The 17,207-nt window shown below is 67.3% G+C and carries 8 protein-coding genes, 1 tRNA gene and 2 rRNA genes (1 of these 11 only partly in view); all 11 read right to left on the bottom strand.

Translation table 11 applies throughout. The features are described 5' to 3' along the window. Window positions 1-12 precede the first annotated feature (12 nt). Window positions 13-1,248 (bottom strand): ABC transporter permease, encoded by a 1,236-nt coding sequence (locus LG334_RS02410; protein WP_404382951.1) that lies wholly within the window; start codon window positions 1,246-1,248, stop codon window positions 13-15. Next, window positions 1,238-2,026 (bottom strand): ABC transporter ATP-binding protein, encoded by a 789-nt coding sequence (locus tag LG334_RS02405; protein ID WP_404382949.1) that lies wholly within the window; start codon window positions 2,024-2,026, stop codon window positions 1,238-1,240. Before LG334_RS02405 ends, LG334_RS02410 begins: the two co-directional genes overlap by 11 nt. Beyond that, on the bottom strand, window positions 2,023-4,074 hold the full coding sequence (locus LG334_RS02400) for a hypothetical protein (RefSeq protein ID WP_404382947.1): 2,052 nt from the start codon (window positions 4,072-4,074) through the stop codon (window positions 2,023-2,025). The genes LG334_RS02405 and LG334_RS02400 overlap by 4 nt, the downstream gene beginning before the upstream one ends. Window positions 4,075-4,091: 17 nt before the next feature. Next, window positions 4,092-5,483, bottom strand: coding sequence for a hypothetical protein (locus LG334_RS02395; RefSeq protein ID WP_404382945.1), 1,392 nt, complete (start codon window positions 5,481-5,483; stop codon window positions 4,092-4,094). Window positions 5,484-5,491: 8 nt separating this feature from the next. Further along, a complete protein-coding gene (locus LG334_RS02390) occupies window positions 5,492-8,206 on the bottom strand; it encodes a virulence factor SrfC family protein (RefSeq protein ID WP_404382943.1) in 2,715 nt (904 codons plus the stop codon). A gap of 30 nt (window positions 8,207-8,236) precedes the next feature. Next, window positions 8,237-11,218 (bottom strand): virulence factor SrfB, encoded by a 2,982-nt coding sequence (locus LG334_RS02385; protein WP_404382941.1) that lies wholly within the window; start codon window positions 11,216-11,218, stop codon window positions 8,237-8,239. Window positions 11,219-11,259: 41 nt separating this feature from the next. Next, complete coding sequence (locus tag LG334_RS02380; protein WP_404382939.1) at window positions 11,260-12,549, bottom strand: hypothetical protein; 1,290 nt, start codon at window positions 12,547-12,549, stop codon at window positions 11,260-11,262. A 5-nt stretch (window positions 12,550-12,554) separates the two neighbouring features. Beyond that, complete coding sequence (locus tag LG334_RS02375) at window positions 12,555-13,766, bottom strand: trypsin-like peptidase domain-containing protein (protein ID WP_404382937.1); 1,212 nt, start codon at window positions 13,764-13,766, stop codon at window positions 12,555-12,557. Between the two features lie 518 nt (window positions 13,767-14,284). Then, window positions 14,285-14,361, bottom strand: a tRNA-Met gene (locus tag LG334_RS02370). Window positions 14,362-14,485: 124 nt separating this feature from the next. Continuing rightward, window positions 14,486-14,600: ribosomal RNA gene (gene rrf / locus LG334_RS02365) — 5S ribosomal RNA — on the bottom strand. Window positions 14,601-14,735: 135 nt separating this feature from the next. Beyond that, window positions 14,736-17,207: ribosomal RNA gene (locus LG334_RS02360) — 23S ribosomal RNA — on the bottom strand (it continues 266 nt past the right edge of the window).

Raw genomic sequence — 17,207 nt, 5'->3', positions numbered from 1 at the left:
ACATGACGCAGTCTAGACATCGGTCAATCCCTTGCTCGGGTCGATCCTTGCCACCACGTTCGCAGCCGCGAACGAAGCGATCAGCGACAGGAAAACGGTGCCGGCCGCGGCGGTAAGCACATGATCGGGCTGCGTGCTGCACACCTGCGTGCCAGCCGCAAGCCCTTCGCTGAAGAAGGCGTCGATGGTGGCGCAGGTGCCCGTCGCCATCCCGGTGGCGAGCACGACGCCGGAAACCGCGATCATCACCGCCTGCGCGACCGGAAAACCGGCCACCGCGCCGCGCTCCATGCCCTGGAGGCGGATCAGGCTGATTTCTGCGGTCTTGCGGGCCACGTTGGACCAGAGGGTCGCGCCGAAGGCGATGGAGACCCCAAGCGCCGCCACCACCGTGATGATGACGAAGATGGCGGTCAGGCTGCGGTCCAGGCCCTGGATCGCCTTCACGTCGCCGAGGCGCGAGCGGACGTCGAACCCCATGGCCGTCAGGTCGGTCACCAGTGGTTCCACCGCATCCAGGCCCGACGCATAGAGGCGGATGTTGGGAAAGCCTTCGCCGCGCGGGCCGTCGGCGCGGCCGTCGGTCCAGCCGCGCCGGGGCACGGCGTTGCCGTCCCGCCAGCGCTCCACGTCCACCAGGGTGTTCAGGCTGACCAGGGCGCCGCGCGCGTCCCAGAGGCCTGGGGCGACCACGCCGGCGACGCGCAGCGCCAGGAAGACGTTCTGCTCCGCACCGTCGAGCCGGCGCGAGATGACTGCTTCCACGGTGCTGCCCGGCGCGGCATCCAGCGCAGTCGCCAGGGCAGACGACAGCACGACGGCATCGTCGCCCGGCGCCGCCACGCCCTCCGGCAGCAGCGGATCGCCCGCGCCGGACGCCAACAGGGATGCACGCTGCATGTGCATGGCTCCGCTGTCGCTGCTGCGCCGGATGATTTCCACCGTGGCCGCCAGGGTACGGGTATGCGCCTGGATGAAGCCGACCTCGGGCCGGGCCCGCATGGCGGCGATCCATTCGGCGTCGTACTCGGCCTCTTGCAGCACCGAGACCTGGAGCGTGCGCACGTCCGAGGCCAGTTCCTCCGTCAGGTGACCCATGACGCCGGACTTGAGGCCGTAGAGCACCAGCAACGGCGCGATGACGGCGGCCAGCGCAAGCACCTGACACCCGAAGCTCACGGATTCGTGGCGAAGGTCGCGCCACCCCAGGACACAGGCGAAACCGAGCCGGCGGAGTTTACTGGACACGGGGCGCCTCCGCCCGGGCCGACGGCCCGCCAGCGACAGGGCGCGGACCGGCCGGCTCCCTGTGGAACACGGTCTGGGCGCCCGGCAGAACCTGCGCAGGCACGATCTCGAATCCGAAGCTCTCGCACAGCGCCAGGTCGTGGCTGGCGACCACAAGGGCCACGCCGCGCTCCTGCGCCTGTTCGACCAGCAGCCGCATGACTTCCGCGGCATTTTCGCGGTCCAGGGCGGCGGTGGGCTCGTCGGCCAGCACGATGAACGGACGGTGCGCCAGGGCGCGGGCGATGCTCACCCGCTGGCGCTGCCCCACCGACAGCGCATCCGGGCGGCGCTTGAGAACCCCCGCCACGCCCAGCCGCTCGGCCAGGGCGCGCGCGTCCTCCACGGCACGCCTTCCGTTGAGCGTCTGCGTGAAGGTCAGGTTCTGCTCCACCGTGAGGAACGGCAGAAGGCATCCCACCTGCTGGACATAGCCGAAGGCGCTGCGGCGCAGGCGCGTCAGGGCATCGTCGCGCCCCTTGCGCCACAGCGCGTTGGCGTCGACCACCTTGCGTCCGCCGTCCGCCCGGATCAGCAGGCTTCCCTGCGGATCGGGACGCATGGCAAGCGCCAGGATATTGATGAGCGTGCTCTTGCCGCTGCCGCTCTGCCCCATCAGGGCCAGGCGGTCGCCGGTCCGCAGGTCCAGCCGGGGCACGGACAGCGTGAAGGTGCTGTCCGCCGACTGGCGCCGGACGGCGAGATCGCGGCACGAGAGCACGGTCACACCAGGCGTCATGGCAGCAGGTCCAGCGGGATCGGGTAGACCCACTCGTCCTCCGGCGCGCCTTCGGCCAGCTTGACCCAGTTGTCGGCGTCGTCGTGGAAGTGCTGGTAGGCCCGCAGCTTGGAGCGGACGGTGGTCAGCACCCGGTCCTGGAACGAGGGGCTCGCGTCCAGCCAGGTATCGGCGCTGATGTCCATGAGCTGGCTGCTGTAGGGCAGGTCTTCCAGGTATTCGCCCAGAAGGTCGCCCAGGTTGTCCAGGCTGGCGGGATCGCTGATGGCCGGCGCGCCGGCCTCCAGTGCGGACGGATCGCGGGCGGCCCGGGCCACCACGGTCCGCAACTGGTCGAAGAAGCGTTCCGGCGCGTCGTCCAGCACGGTCTGGCCGGCTTCCAGCACCATTTCCAGGGCGGCGGCCATGCGGCTGAGCTGCTTCTTGGTCAGCAGGACGCGAACCTCGAACGCCTTGCGGCTGGGATCGTCCAGGGCGAAGTCGGGCGCCCAGGCCTCGAACACGTCGGGCGCCGTCGTGCCGCGGGCGCGGCCGAGCCATGCCATCTGCATGGCCTGGCCGATGTCGCCGGCCGAGGCGAGGAAGGCATCGCGGGCACCGCCGTCCGCCGCGCCGCCGCCGCCACCGGACGAGCACGGCACACCCCGCGCCGGGCCGGTGCCGGCGGGCGACGCCGGTGCGGGCGCAGTGCCGACGGACGCGGCAGCCGCCTCGATCTGGTTGATCAGCGTGCGGGTCAACCCGTCGATCGTGGGGCCGAAATCCTCCAGCCGTCCTTCCGGGACGGAGTAGAACGGCGCCGCCGTGCAGTCGTTCCAGTACGACAGTTCCCGCAGCTGCTCCTCGGCCTGCGCGTGGTAGGCAGAGCCCGCCGGCGTCGCCAGCAGCATGGAGAACACGGCGATCACCTTGTCACGGGACAGGCGGTTGATTTCACGCGGGCCCATGCCGGTGGTGGCCAGGGGGTCCGGCGGTTCGCGCACGCCGGCGTCGCTGATGAAGATGATGTAGCGGCCGCCGAAGTGCTTCCAGTCCTCGCTGCCGATGGCGGCCAGCACGCCCGCCAGGCCGTCTTCGTTGAAGCCGGCGCTGGTGACGCGGGAGACCGTCACGTTGCCCATGCGACGGAGGAAGTCCTCGTGGTCCGGCGGGATCTGAAGCGGCGCCACCACCTTGGTCACGTAGCCAAGCCCCGGCGCGGCGTCGATGTTGTCGCGGAACTCGACCAGCCCGAAGCTCACCTTGTCGCCGACGGACGAATTGCGGACCTGCTCGTAGATGCGGTGCAGGGCCTCTCGCGTGCGGTCGATGTAGGGCTGCATGGAGATGGTGCTGTCGATGACGAACATGATGCCCGCCCGGAACTCGGAAGAGGTCTCGGGGCTTGCGGCATCCTCCTGCAGCGGGATCGAGGCCACGCGCACCAGCGACGCGCGGGTGCCCGTCGCCAGGAAGGTCATCTTGGCGTCCAGGACCGGCAGCAGATAGAAGTTGTCGCGCAGGTCGACCCATTCCCGCGGCTCGATCGACAGGACGCCCGAGCCCGCCGGAGCCTCGCCGGCGCGCGCCTGGTCGACGTACTCCGGCGCCAGGACAGGCAGGCGCTCGCTTTCGACCAGGTCGCGCAGCGAGTCCTCGTCATCGAAAAACAGGACCGGCAGGCGATCGGAGGGATTGTTGAAGGCGAGCACCATGGTGGTCTGCCACTCAACGGTCTCTTCGGCCTTGATCCATCCCGTCGGATCGCCGCGGCGGGCCGGCCCCACCTGGAGCCACTCGCCGTCGGCGCCGGCTTCGCGCGCGAAGACATAATAGGCCGAGAAGGCGGCCGGCTCGTCGACGGACGCGCCGCCCACTGCGCCGGTGATCGTCGCGTCAGGACGGGTGAGGACGCGCTGATAGATGTCGGTCTTCCCGGGCACCAGCAGAGGCTCGGCCGCCGCCGGGCCGGAAACGGCCAGCGGCGCGCAGGCAAGCGCCGCGAGCATGATGGCGCGGCTGGTCCACCGGGCAAGAACGACACCCTGCGATGTGAAGCGGGCTGACATGGTTGTTCTCCTGGGGATTACGGGGCGCAGGCGGCCGCAGCCGCGCCGAGATCAATGTCCAGGGCAAGGCGCGCCATGGCATCGCCACGGTCGGCCTGAGCCGTGATCGTGGACTGCACCTGATCCAGCAGGCCGGCGCCATCGGCGAGCCCCTGCTCACAGGCATCCGCCGCCAGGCGCAGGGCCTCGCCCGGATCGATGTCCGCGTAATGCTCCGCCAGCGCGCCCATGGACGGGGCGTGACCGTCACCGGCGTTGGCACGGAGAAGCGGCACCGCCGTGTCCGGATCGCCGGCGCGCAGGGCCGCCATCGCCATGTCGTAGCGCTCTGCCGGCGACAGGCTGCTGTCCACGGCCGGCGCCGCGTCGGCGTCGGCGGGCTCCGCTTCCTCGGCGGGAGCCGTGTCGCCTGCTCCGGGCGCCGGATCAGCGTCGGCGGCGCCCGTCATGTCCTCCACGAAGGCGGTGATCTCGTCGCGGAAGGCGTAGGCGGCTCCCCCCAGCGCGGCGAGGAGCACGACGATCAGCAGGATGAACGGCCAGAGCGGCCGGCGCTTTCCGGCCGTCTGCTCCGGGTCGACCGTCGGGTCCGGGCCGGGGACGGGATCGGGGATCGGCTTCTTTTCAGGTTCCGGCGACGTCTCGACCTCGCCGTCACCGCCCTCGACGGTTCCGCCGCCGTCCTGCGGCTTCGGCTCGGGCTGCGGGACCGGCGGCTCGGGCTGCGGGGCCTGCTTGGCCTCCCGTTCCCGCTGGATTGCCTCGCGCTCCTTCTTCTGCTGGAGAAGAAGGTCGTTCACGTCGGTCGTCGGCGCAGGCCCCGGCGTCTGCGGGCCCGGCTGCGGGCCCGTCTCCGGTTTCGGAGCCGTCTGCGGCTCGGGCTTGGGCTCGGGCGTCGGTTTCGGCTGCGGCGCCGGTCCGGGGCGGGGCACCGCATCGGGTTCCGGCTTGGGATCGGGGACCGGGTCCGGTGTCGGCTCGGACGGCGTCTCGGACGCCGGCGGCTTGGCGCCTCCGTCGTATTCGATAGGGGGCTCGGCACCGTCGTCCACGAAATTCTGGCCGTCGCCCTCCGCATCAAGGTCCGTCGCCGGCATGAGCGAGGGCCAGCGGAGCTGTTCGGAAACCTTGAGCGGCGGCACCGACACGGTCACGCCCGTGAATTCGTCGACGTTGTCGACGATCTCGGGGCCGAGAATCAGCACGAGGGACGAGCCTTCGACGCGGATCTTGCGCGGCTTGAACTGGTGCTCCGCCGCCTGCCAGCCGGCGTGCCCCAGGCAACTGTCGCTGTTGCTCTGCCGGGTGATGGTGACCCGCGGCCTCTTCCGGGCGTCGCCCGCCTTGCCGGGCAGGACCAGCCGCGCAAAGCCGCCGCCGGGATGGGCCGGGTCCTGCTCTATCTTCATGCCGTGACTCACTGTGCGACCTCCGCCGGAACAAGCGCGATGATGCTGCCCATGCGGGCGTTCTGCTCGACGTCGATGACCCCGCCCTCATTGGAGGCCGCGCTCTCCTCGGCCAGCAGGACGAGCCCCTTCAGCCAGTCGCGCAGCGCCGCCCCGCGCACCCGGCGAAGCTCGTTGTTGTCGGTGGGCAGCACGGGCAGGCCGTCGACCACCTCCGGCGCCTCGCGCTTGAACAGGACATCGCCCTTGTTCTCGGCCTCGGGTCGATCACGGCCGAGGAAGTTGACGAGGCGGTTGATCTCCATGGCCGAAACCATGGCGACGCGGTGCATGTGTTCGTCGGGACGCTGGTGGTACTGGATGATGGGCTGCACCAGTTCCGCAATGCGGTTGGCGACCTTGTACCGGCGTGCGGCGATCTCCAGTTCCTGCACCACGGCGGCGAACTCGGCCGGCCCCATCCCGTAGGTCTGGGTCAGCTTGGCATTCTGCGCCGCGTCGCTGATCCGCATCAGCCAGCGCCGGACGGCCGCCTCGCCATAGAGCGCCGCGAGGCCCTGCTTGACCGGCGCGGTCTCCTCGCCCGCGGCAGGCGCGGCGCCGGCTCCGTCGCCCTCGTCGAACAGGTCCCCGAGATCGATGGCCGCCGTGCCGTCGAAGCCCGCGTCCGCCATGGCGGGCACCGCCTCGGCGGCGGAGTCCGCCGGCGCCGTATCGCCGTTTTCACCGCGTGCCACGTCCAGGAAGACGGTCGCCATGGTGTCTTCGTCGGTCTCAAGGGCGGCGATGAACTGGCCGATGAGCGCAACCTTGGACTGCAGGCACTTGACCACCTTCATGGCCTCGGCCCGTCGTTCGGCCACGCGCTGCGCGACGTCTCCGGCCTCGTAAAACTCCGTCAGCGTGTTGCGCATGCGCTCGGCAAGCGACAGGGCGCGCGGGCGGATCTGGTTGAACTTGAGGTCCGGGTCGCAGGTCGGCGCCAGCTTCCTGGCGATGTAGGAAATACCGCCGTCATTCAGCGACAGGATGGCGTCGACCCTCTCGTCGGGATCGGCAACGTGCTCCTTCACGAAGCTGATCTCGCGGAAGGTCTGCTTGAACCGTTCCATCTCCGGCACGTCCAGCAGGCCGGTCTCCTGCGGCACGAACCCTTCCGGTGCGCCCTCGGGCGCGTCCTCGTAGGCGAACAGGTCGCGGCGCTGGAACTTGGGGTTCCGCGCGAACACCACGTTGTCGAAGGGCTGGTCGCCGGCCCACCGCTTCATCCACGACTGGTAGAACGTGATGTCCTTCCTCAGACGCGCCGACACCGACTCCTCCATGGTGGCGCCGGCCTTACGATCGAACAGGGTGTCCGCCTTGGTCATGCAGAGCATCAGGGCGGTCTTGCAGTTCAGGCGATCCTGCGCCGTGGCGCCGTGCGTGCGGGCCACCCAGCGCTGGATCAACTCCGCCAGCTTGCGGACCTCCTGGTTGCGGTCGTCCGAACACAGGAGCATGGTGTTCAGATCCAGCTCGGCCGAATACTTGTCGAACAGCACGGCGATCTTGCCGCGCAGGAAGCAATAGGCGCGGTTCTGCGGCTTGGTGTCCTCGCCGCCCCGGAAGAACTCCGTCGCCGTCTTGCTTTCACGGCCGCGGGCGCCGGGGAAGTCCAGCAGGTCGGTGTGCTCGAGGAACGGCCAGGGCTTGTCTTCCAGCGTCACCAGAAGTTCCGCCGTCAGCGCCGTGACCACCGCCTTGCGCAGGCTGGCGGTGCGGCCGTTCTCCGCCATGACGGTCACCTGGTCCACGCCGTCCTGCGCAAAGCTGCCGTCCTCGTTGGCCGGATCGAGGTGGTAGATGGTCTGGACGTGCAGCACGCCGCGCGCGCGGTCGCGGATGGCGGCCAGCGGCACGTAGACGAAACCCGGGTGGCCGATGCTGTCCAGCGCGCCCCGCAGTTCGAGGTAAAGGTCGGTGAACTCGGGGATTTCGCCCCACAGCGGCGCCACCAGCCTGGCCCGTTCCGCCGCCTTGAGGTTCGGCGCGAGACGTTCCAGCGTCAGCCAGTATTCCTCGCGCAGCGCCTCTTCCTTGTTGAGCGGATGGTCCTCCAGTTCCTCCTGGATGTACTGCTCCAGGTCCAGGATGGACTCGACGGAAAGGCCCGGCTGCACCGCGTCCTGCCGCACGCTCTCGGCCGCGCCGGTGAGTTCCGTGAGGATCGCCTGGCTGAAGACGCGCTCCGGCTTGGCGCGCAGGTCCAGCACGAAGGTGTTGGCCAGGATCTTGATGATGTCGCCTTCGGTCAGCAGGCGCAGGGTGACAGGGTAGTCGTTCGACGGCGGCCGGCGGTGCCGGATGGAAAAGCGCGTCACCAGGCCGGTCGTCTCGTCGCCGCCGGTGGGGTTGACCTCGCTCAGGAAGTCCATGCGCACCGGGTTCTTCTCGTCGCCGAAGATCACCTTGATGGGGTTGTCCTTCGGCGCGATGAAGCTGCCGGTCAGGAACGACTTGCCGGCCTGGCTGGCGCCGAAAACGCCCACCGACATGGGCCGTTCGGCGGCATTCGCCAGCTTCAGGGCCTCGACGGCGTTCTTCTTGAAAAGACGCTCCAGATTGGCGCGGCGGTATCCGACGATCTTTTCGTTGTCGGCGAACCAGCCCAGCGCCTGCCTGCACGCCGTCGCCATGTCTTTGCACTGCTTGCCCAGGACGGCATCTTTGTCACGCAGCATGGTTTTCCTCTTGCCCCTGAACTGGTTCGATTACTTGCCGGCCGTCGGCGCGATGCGCAGCACGCCGCTGTCCAGCCAGTACCCGGAATCGCCCTGCGCCTCGTTGCGCAGGGTCTGCAGGCGGAACTTGATCCAGTTGCGGCACGTCTTTCGGTCCGCGTCCTCGGCGTCGACGACCTTGAAGGCCTCCAGCCCCGCCTCGTCGGCGCCCTCCTCCAGCACCTGCCGCTCCATTTTAACCGTGATGGGCGGCCGCAGCTTGGCGAGGCGGTCATGGTCTCGGAAGGTCAGGTAGTACAGCGGCGTCGTCTTCCAGCGGGCCAGCGGCAACTGGCGGAAGCCGATGAAGGTCGGACCTTCCATTTTCAGCTCGAAACCGACCACGCCGTCTCCGGTGTCGAAGTCCACGTTGTGGATCAGGACGTTGTCGTCAGTGATCTCGCCGCGCTGATTCATCACGCCCAGGTAGCGGGCGGTGGACTTCATCTTGATCTCGCTGGACTTCATGAAAAAGCCCGGCATGCGACCCTCGCACATGAGGCACAGCATGGCGCCGACGGCCGCGGTCGTCTTCGGGTCGCGGATGCGGAAGTCGTTGGACCGGAACGGATACCAGTTGAAGACCTCGTACTTGTGCATCGCCACCACCCGGTTCGGGGGCACCGGAAGGCTGGTGTTGATGCGGTCGCGCACGACGGGCAGCCGCGACGGCCGGCCGGACAGCAGCAGAAGGTCGCACTGGTAGTGGCGGACGACGTCGCAGAGGTCGTCGAGCATGCCGCCGATCACTGCCGAGACCTCGGCGGCCATACGCCGCGGCGCCATGGTCAGGGTCACGTCCTCAATGCGGAAGTCGGCCGCGCCGCGCCGCTCGGCCTCGCGCTCCAGATAGGCCCGGACATGCGCCTGCGGCGGATGTCCGGCGGCCAGAAGCTCGCCCACCTTGAAGGTTTCCTCGCCGGCCGTGCGGCGGCCGTCCACCGCCTCGTAAGCTCCCAGCAGGCCCAGGGCCGCCGGCGTGAGCACCTGCTTGACGAAGTTCACGCGAAGCGTCCGGTCCTGCTCGGCCGTGCCCTCGCGGTCGCCGCCGAACAGATCGGTGATCAGCCCGTGAGCGGCGGCCGACGACAGGCCGCACTCTGCCAAATGCTCGACGAACCGGGGCAGGACCAGTTGCTCGACGACGGTCTTGACGATGTCGTCGCCGGCCAGGCGGAAGCCCTCGCGGAACAACTGGCGCGGGTGGACGATGCTTTTGCCTTCCACCTCATGCTCGATGATCATCAGGTCGGTGGTGCCGCCGCCGATGTCGATGCTGGCGATGCGCAGCGCCGGACCACCATCGGGGCCCTTCCGCCCGCCGCCGAGCAGGTCGAACAGCTCCCGCGGCTGCCCCTGGTATTTCCAGTTGATTTCGTTGTGCAGGTAGACCAAGTGCGTGCAGGTCGCCTCGTCCCAGTCCATGCGGATGGTGGGGGTCTTGTGCAGCGGGTCTTTCTCTCCCCACCGCATGATCCGCGCGAGCAGTTCCCAGGCGTCGCTGGCGAACCGCTTTAGCGCCTTCTGCTCGGCCAGCGGCGTCGCCGACGGCAGGGTGAGGATCAGGTTGTTCAGGCGCCGCGGGATGTCGCGGTTGGCGCGCTGGCTGCGCAGGCCCGGCGAGTTGATCTGCACCAGCGCGTGGGACAGAAGCTCCACCAGCATCAGGGTGTAAAGCGACGCCCGCGAGTACCGCGGCGACGTTCCCACCGTGCGGCCGGCGCCGCCGAGAAGGTGCCCGTCTTCGGTCAGTTCGGCGGTCATCGGCCCCTTGATCTCCTCGGGGTCCTCGCCCGGCGGCGTCAGCCCGCGGGTGTTGGACCAGGGCTGCTGCCGCGCCTCCTTGTCCCACAGGTAGCGCTTCGGGCTGGACAGGCCCGTGATGCCTTCGGTGCCGTCGGACCGCGCCGCCAGCCACGAGGCTTCGGGACCGATGCGCACCAGGCTGGGCCACCAGAAAGCGTTCTGCTGGCTGGTCCGGCGGGCATGGGCATAGCTGCCGAAGCGCGCGGGGGAAAACTCCACCCACGTCTCGAACGGGTCGGAGTACGCCAGGTGCGGACGGGTCAGGTCCCGCAGCTCCAGACGGGTCGCGCCGCTGATGTCGAGCTGCTCCTCGTCCCGCGCCTTTTCGATCAGGATGCCGCAGGTGCGGCTGTTGCCGACGTCGATCACCAGATCGACCTCGATGGGACGCAGGGACGCCGGGCTGCTGACGGTATCGATAAGCTTGATGCGCGGCACCTTGCAGGCCGCGTTCACCGCCTCGATCAGCATGACGTACTGCGCCCAGTATTCGCCGGGATCAATATCCTCCTCCGGCACCGGGCGGCCGCGGTGGCGCGCCATGCAGGCGAGGAAGCGGTCCTTCAGCCAACGGCGGATGGGCCGCGCCTCAAGGAAGAACATGATGGCCTCCGGATCGGAGACCAGCTGGAACTCCACCGGGTCCTGGGCATCGCGCGGCTCCGGCGCCAGATACGGCGCGTTTTCCCGCTTCGGCGCGCCCAGCGTGGTGTCGAAGGCGATGGTGACGCGGTGGGTGTTGCCGTGCTCGTCGGGTTCGTTCAGCGCCGCCGTGCGGAGCCGCGCCCAGCCGATGGGCCCGCGATCATAGGCGTCGGCGTTCTGCTTGGTCGTCGTGCGGCTGCGCAACACCGGGACCGGCAGCCACTCGCTGTCGAGGATGGCAAGGGCCGGGCCGGCGCGATAGGAGTTGACCTCCTCGGTGGGCGCGACGCGGCCCTCGGGGTACTCGTCGTTCACGTAAACGTGGCTGTCGTCCACCTCCCGCAGCGGATGCAGGTGGATGACCGTGCCGCCGTCCGGGTCCTTCTCGTCGCGCTTTTCCGGCCAGAACGATCGGGACAGCTTGCTCAGATCGGACAACTTCAGGCCGAAGTCGAGCATCTGAATGCCGCTGTTGGGCACCAGCGTGATGACATCGGGGAAATCGGTCAGTTTCTTCAGCATTGCTCTTCCCGTTCAGGCAGTCCGGCTATCGGCGGCCAGGGTCATTCGATGGTGAATTCAGTGACAGGGACCGCGCCGCCGGGCTCTGCGACCTCGCCGGAGTACTCCTGCACGTCGCCGCCGATGGTCACGCGCACCTGGAATGGGACCGGCGCGTTGCCGGCGCTGCGGCCCTCGTAGTTATCGACGAACACGCGGTAGACGCCGGGCGCCGCCTCCCCATCCGGCCAGAACACGTTCTCCACCGGGCTCGGCATGATGCTCGACGACTGGTTGTTGGCATCGACGTCAAGTTCACCCCCACACGACGAGCGCTGGGTGTAGTCGATCTGCGAGCCGTCGGGGCAGCGCGCGACAAGGTCGAGGTCGCTGTTGCCGTCCCAGATCAGGGTGACCGTGATGTCGCCCGACGCACCCCCGGCTTCCTCGCGCCGGCGATCGAACTCGGACTCTTCCGGCGCCGGCGCCGGCGCGGGCGGCGGTTCGGGCGCCACCCGCGGCGGCGGCGGCGGCGGCGGCGGCTCACGCGGCACGCAGCGCGGCAGGTCGGCCAGCTGGTCCTCCAGCCGGTCGATCTCCGCCTGCAGTTCGACGCCGCGTCGGCGCTCCGCCGCCAGATCATCGCTCAGGGTGGGGGGCTGCGGGCAGTAGGACAGGAAGGTGTTGCCGAACGGAATGCCCAGGGCACAGCCCCACAGCAGCAGCACCATGATTGCCGTCATCAGCAGGGCGAACAGCACCCACAGCAGGTTCCACCAGCGCCACCGGCGGTCAACCAGGATGCGGCTGATCCGCCGCAGGATCGGCGGCGGAGGCGGGCGGACAGGCTCGGGCGCGCGCGGACGCACGACCTCGTCGAGCACGCTCAGCCGGGGCGCCGCGACGTCCTTCAACGTTCCCCAGTTGACCAGCACCGGCCGGCCATCCTGGACGTACAGGACGTCGGTGTCCTCGGGCACGAACAGGGCCGTCGCCAGGGTCTCGCCCAGGCGCTTGTCCTCCTCGCGCGTGCTCTCGCGCAACGCATCGGCGCGGGCGCTGATCGCGTCGGTCAGCCGGGCCGCCTCGGCGCGAACGCTATCCTGCTCCGCTTCCGGCAGGCTCGATACGGGTACGGCCTCGGACTCGCTGTCGCGCGGCGCGTACCACTCGACCGCACCGTTTTCGTCAACGACCGGCTCGGCGAACAAGGCCGCATGGTCGGGCCCGAGTTGGCCGTCGTGTTCCAGGAAGGCGACGATCTGGTCCCAGGCGTCGAGCGTACGGCGTTGGCCGACGCCGACCGGCCGCAGCCCGTCCAGCGTCGTTTCTGCGATGACGTGGCGGCTCATGGCGCTTACTCGGACGCGGCCGGGGCCGACGGCGCGGCATCGGCACCCGCGCCTGCCTCGGCCTCCGGCGCTGGCGCGCCACCGGCACCGCCTTCGGGCATGGGCAGCGACGGAGCCGGCGGGGACGCGGCCGGCGGCTGGCAGGCCTCGGCCGGCCGCCGCATGGCAACACCGTTGGCGGCCAGGAACTCCGCCAAAACGTCATGGGACAGCGCGTAGTTCATGCGGCGGAAGGTTTCCTCCGACCGCACGAAGGTGTTCACGCCGACGACGTTGCCGCACATGTCGATCAGCGGCCCGCCGCTGTTACCGGGGGAAATGGCCGCGCTGTGCAGGATCAGTTCGACGCCGGCGCCGCCCTGGCGGGCCGTCACGATGCCGTCGGTGAACGAGACCTCCGGCGCCGACGAAAGATCGCCGCTCATCAACTGCCGGAAGCTTTCGTCGGTCTCGGTGACCAGACCCGGGAACCCCGCCGCGATCACCGGCTGCATGCGCTCGACCTCCTGCGCGATGCTCAGGTGCGGCAGCGACTCGGCGCCCGGCACGGTTAGGATGGCAAAGTCGGGCTGACCGAAGTCGCTGTTGGGCGTCATGGCGGCCACGGTCGCCTCCATGGCGGTGCCGGCCTCGTGGTTGATGACCAGGGCGGTGCCGCTGCCCTGCTCGACCACATGACGGTTGGTCACCAGCACGCCGGGAGCCACGAAGAAGCCGGTGCCCGTGCCGACGCCCGATCCATCCGCCGAGGGCGCGAGGACGAGGGCGGTGGAGCGGTCCATCAGGCCGACGAGGCTGCCGTCGGGGCTGCCGGGCGGGACGGCCTCGGGCGGCGCGGGTAGGCTTTCGATGCGCGGTGCCGGAGGGCGCAGGGCGGCATCCAGCGGGGTCAGCGTCAGGCCGTTGCCGCTGTCGCCGTACAAGGTTCCACCTTCGACGCACACGGCATTTTCCGCGAGCATCCGCAGTTCCCTGAGGCGTTCCTCGAGGGCGTCGTTGGCGTCGCGCTGGGCGGCCACCAGGCGATCGTCGCTGGCCGGTGGACGGGGAAAGAGCAGGATGCCCGGGATCGCGAGGATCACCAGCAGAACGGCGGCCACCACGCAAGCGATGGCAATGCCGAGCCACGGCCGCCCCACTTGCACGACTTCCTCCGTCACTTCCTCAATGACATCGCGATTGTCGGTACCCTGATTCTGCTTGTCGTCCGTCGTCATGCCTGCCCGCCATTCGAAAGAGGCATTACTTGCCCCTAAAGTGGTGCTGAGAGCACATGAGTACCGACAGGTTTTAGAGATAACAACGTTTTTTTTAAGGCCTCAACTGGCAAGCGAAATTCTGCATGCGGTGCGAACCATATGCTTCCAAAACAGCGACTATGACGGGTTCCGGCACAGCCGCAGGCGGCAGGAGGGTGACGCCGCGGGAACGGCGGACGGCGGATCCAGATGGCGCGGTGAAAGCCTGCCGCGCCCCTCCAGGACCTGGGCTTGCAAGGCAGCGGGCGTCCTTGCCGGCGCCAGCGCGGCGCAGCCGAACACCTTGCGGGCCACTCAGAACCGGGGGTTATCGTCATGCGGGGGGAATTGGCGGGCTGGTGACCGACGCCGCACAACCGGTCACGAGCCGCGAGCCGCGAATCGTGCGCCAAAGGACCAACAGCCTGGAAGCCCGACCTCTGCTCCGGCCATGGAAAAACCCGCCGTCGCGAAGACGGCGGGTTTTTTCATGTCGGTGGTTGCGGGGGCAGGATTTGAACCTGCGACCTTCAGGTTATGAGCCTGACGAGCTACCGGACTGCTCCACCCCGCGGCAGGATGTGTTGGTGTTGGTGTTGGTGTGTCGGCCGTTCGCCGGCGGGTTCTGGGACGGGATCATCGGAAGAGGTCGGTGCGGGCCTGTGCGGCGGCCGGGTGTTACGGGGTGCGCTTGGAAGACCTGGCGGCGTTCTACTCTCCCACGCCTTAGGACGCAGTACCATCGACGCTGTGGGGTTTCTCGGCCGAGTTCGGGATGGGATCGGGAGTGGCACCCACGCCATGACCACCAGGTCGTCCAAACACACACCGCACGCGCAAGCGCACGGCAAAAGCCTGTGAAGCGGCCGCTCATGCCTGAGCGGTCAGGATGCTGGGAACGCATGTGTGTTTCGGAGAGCACCGCGCCGCGCTTGCCGCTGCGGGCGGGACTTGAAGCCTATCGAGCGATTAGTACCGGTTAGCTGCACGCATTGCTGCGCGTCCACACCCGGCCTATCGACGTGATGGTCTTTCACGGCTCTCAGGGATGTCTCGTTTTGAGGTGGGTTTCCCGCTTAGATGCTTTCAGCGGTTATCCCGTCCGTACATAGCTACCCAGCGGTGCCGCTGGCGCGACAACTGGTACACCAGAGGTACGTCCATCCCGGTCCTCTCGTACTAGGGACAGATCCTCTCAAACATCCTACACCCACGGCAGATAGGGACCGAACTGTCTCACGACGTTCTAAACCCAGCTCACGTACCACTTTAAACGGCGAACAGCCGTACCCTTGGGACCTGCTCCAGCCCCAGGATGTGATGAGCCGACATCGAGGTGCCAAACACCGCCGTCGATGTGGACTCTTGGGCGGTATCAGCCTGTTATCCCCGGAGTACCTTTTATCCGTTGAGCGATGGCCCTTCCACGCGGGACCACCGGATCACTAGAACCGACTTTCGTCTCTGCTCCATCCGTCGATGTCGCAGTCAGGCGGGCTTCTGCTCTTGCACTCGACGACCGATTTCCGACCGGCCTGAGCCCACCATCGCGCGCCTCCGTTACTCTTTGGGAGGCGACCGCCCCAGTCAAACTACCCACCACGCAGGGTCCCGCACCCGGATCACGGGCGGCGGTTAGACGTCAAGGTCCGAAAGGGTGGTATTTCAAGGACGGCTCCACCGAAGCTAGCGCTTCGGCTTCAAAGCCTCCCACCTATCCTACACATTCGAACCCTGACGCCACTGCGAAGCTATAGTAAAGGTTCACGGGGTCTTTCCGTCTAACCGCGGGAACTCCGCATCTTCACGGAGATTTCAATTTCGCTGAGTTGGTGTTGGAGACAGCGGGGAAGTCGTTACGCCATTCGTGCAGGTCGGAACTTACCCGACAAGGAATTTCGCTACCTTAGGACCGTTATAGTTACGGCCGCCGTTTACCGGGGCTTCGATTCAGAGCGTGAACCCCTCCTCTTAACCTTCCGGCACCGGGCAGGCGTCAGACCCTATACGTCGTCTTGCGACTTCGCAGAGCCCTGTGTTTTTAGTAAACAGTCGCCACCCCCTGGTCTGTGCCCCTCCCCGCCGGTTGCCCGACGGGAAGGCCCCCTTCTCCCGAAGTTACGGGGGCATTTTGCCTAGTTCCTTCAACACCATTCTCTCAAGCGCCTTGGTATACTCTACCAGTCCACCTGTGTCGGTTTCGGGTACGGTCTGTACGTGGGAGTTATTTCCAGGCCCCCCTTCGCTGCACGCCCAATCCGATAAGGGCATACAACTTTTGGGGCGCGTCACTTCCCACAGGCCCAGGACTATTAACCTGGTTCCCATCGACTACGCCTTTCGGCCTCGCCTTAGGGGCCGGCTCACCCTGCGCGGATTAGCCTTGCGCAGGAACCCTTGGACTTTCGGCGACAGGGTTTCTCACCCTGTTTATCGCTACTCATGTCAGCATTCTCACTTCCGATACCTCCAGCAAACCTCACGGTTCACCTTCACAGGCCTACGGAACGCTCCGCTACCACGTGTCAAAGACACGTCCACAGCTTCGGTGCATGGCTTGAGCCCCGGTACATCTTCGGCGCAAGACAGCTAGTTAGACCAGTGAGCTGTTACGCTTTCTTTAAAGGATGGCTGCTTCTAAGCCAACCTCCTGGTTGTTTTGGCCGTCTCACATCCTTTCCCACTTAGCCATGACTTGGGGACCTTAGCTGGTGGTCTGGGCTGTTTCCCTTTTGACCCCGGACCTTAGCACCCGGAGTCTGTCTGCCGCGCTGTACTCTGCGGTATTCGGAGTTTGGTTCGAGTTGGTAAGGCTCGCGCCCCCCGTCCCGATCCAGTGCTCTACCCCCGCAGGTAATCACGCGACGCGCTACCTAAATAGCTTTCGCGGAGAACCAGCTATTTCCGAGTTTGATTGGCCTTTCACCCCTAACCACAGGTCATCCCCGTCTTTTTCAACAGACGTGGGTTCGGTCCTCCAGTGGGTGTTACTCCACCTTCAACCTGCCCATGGCTAGATCACTCGGTTTCGGGTCTAGTCCTGCGAACTGAACGCCCTGTTCAGACTCGCTTTCGCTTCGCCTACACCTAACGGCTTAAGCTCGCTCGCAAAACTAAGTCGCTGACCCATTATACAAAAGGTACGCCGTCAGGGCTCATGGCCCCTCCGACTGCTTGTAGGCATCCGGTTTCAGGTTCTCTTTCACTCCCCTTGTCGGGGTGCTTTTCACCTTTCCCTCACGGTACTGGTGCACTATCGGTCGTCAAGGAGTACTTAGCCTTGGAGGGTGGTCCCCCCATGTTCAGACAGGATTTCACGTGTCCCGCCCTACTCGAGGACTTGTGCGCTTTCTACCCGTACGGGGCTATCACCCGCTCTGGCCGGCCTTTCCATGCCGTTCCGGTTCTTACACACAAGCC

Source organism: Caenispirillum salinarum (assembly GCF_044803115.1).
Lineage (GTDB): Bacteria > Pseudomonadota > Alphaproteobacteria > Rhodospirillales > Rhodospirillaceae > Caenispirillum > Caenispirillum salinarum_A.
Note: the sequence above shows the minus strand (reverse complement) of the source record. Positions and strands in the feature narration are given on the sequence as shown.

Excerpts from the sequence above, each read along its gene's own strand:
- LG334_RS02405 (WP_404382949.1), bottom strand. The coding sequence starts at position 2,026 with ATGACGCCTGGTGTGACCGTGCTCTCGTGCCGCGATCTCGCCGTCCGG.
- LG334_RS02400 (WP_404382947.1), bottom strand. The coding sequence starts at position 4,074 with ATGTCAGCCCGCTTCACATCGCAGGGTGTCGTTCTTGCCCGGTGGACC.
- LG334_RS02395 (WP_404382945.1), bottom strand. The coding sequence starts at position 5,483 with ATGAAGATAGAGCAGGACCCGGCCCATCCCGGCGGCGGCTTTGCGCGG.
- LG334_RS02390 (WP_404382943.1), bottom strand. The coding sequence starts at position 8,206 with ATGCTGCGTGACAAAGATGCCGTCCTGGGCAAGCAGTGCAAAGACATG.
- LG334_RS02385 (WP_404382941.1), bottom strand. The coding sequence starts at position 11,218 with ATGCTGAAGAAACTGACCGATTTCCCCGATGTCATCACGCTGGTGCCC.
- LG334_RS02380 (WP_404382939.1), bottom strand. The coding sequence starts at position 12,549 with ATGAGCCGCCACGTCATCGCAGAAACGACGCTGGACGGGCTGCGGCCG.
- LG334_RS02375 (WP_404382937.1), bottom strand. The coding sequence starts at position 13,766 with ATGACGACGGACGACAAGCAGAATCAGGGTACCGACAATCGCGATGTC.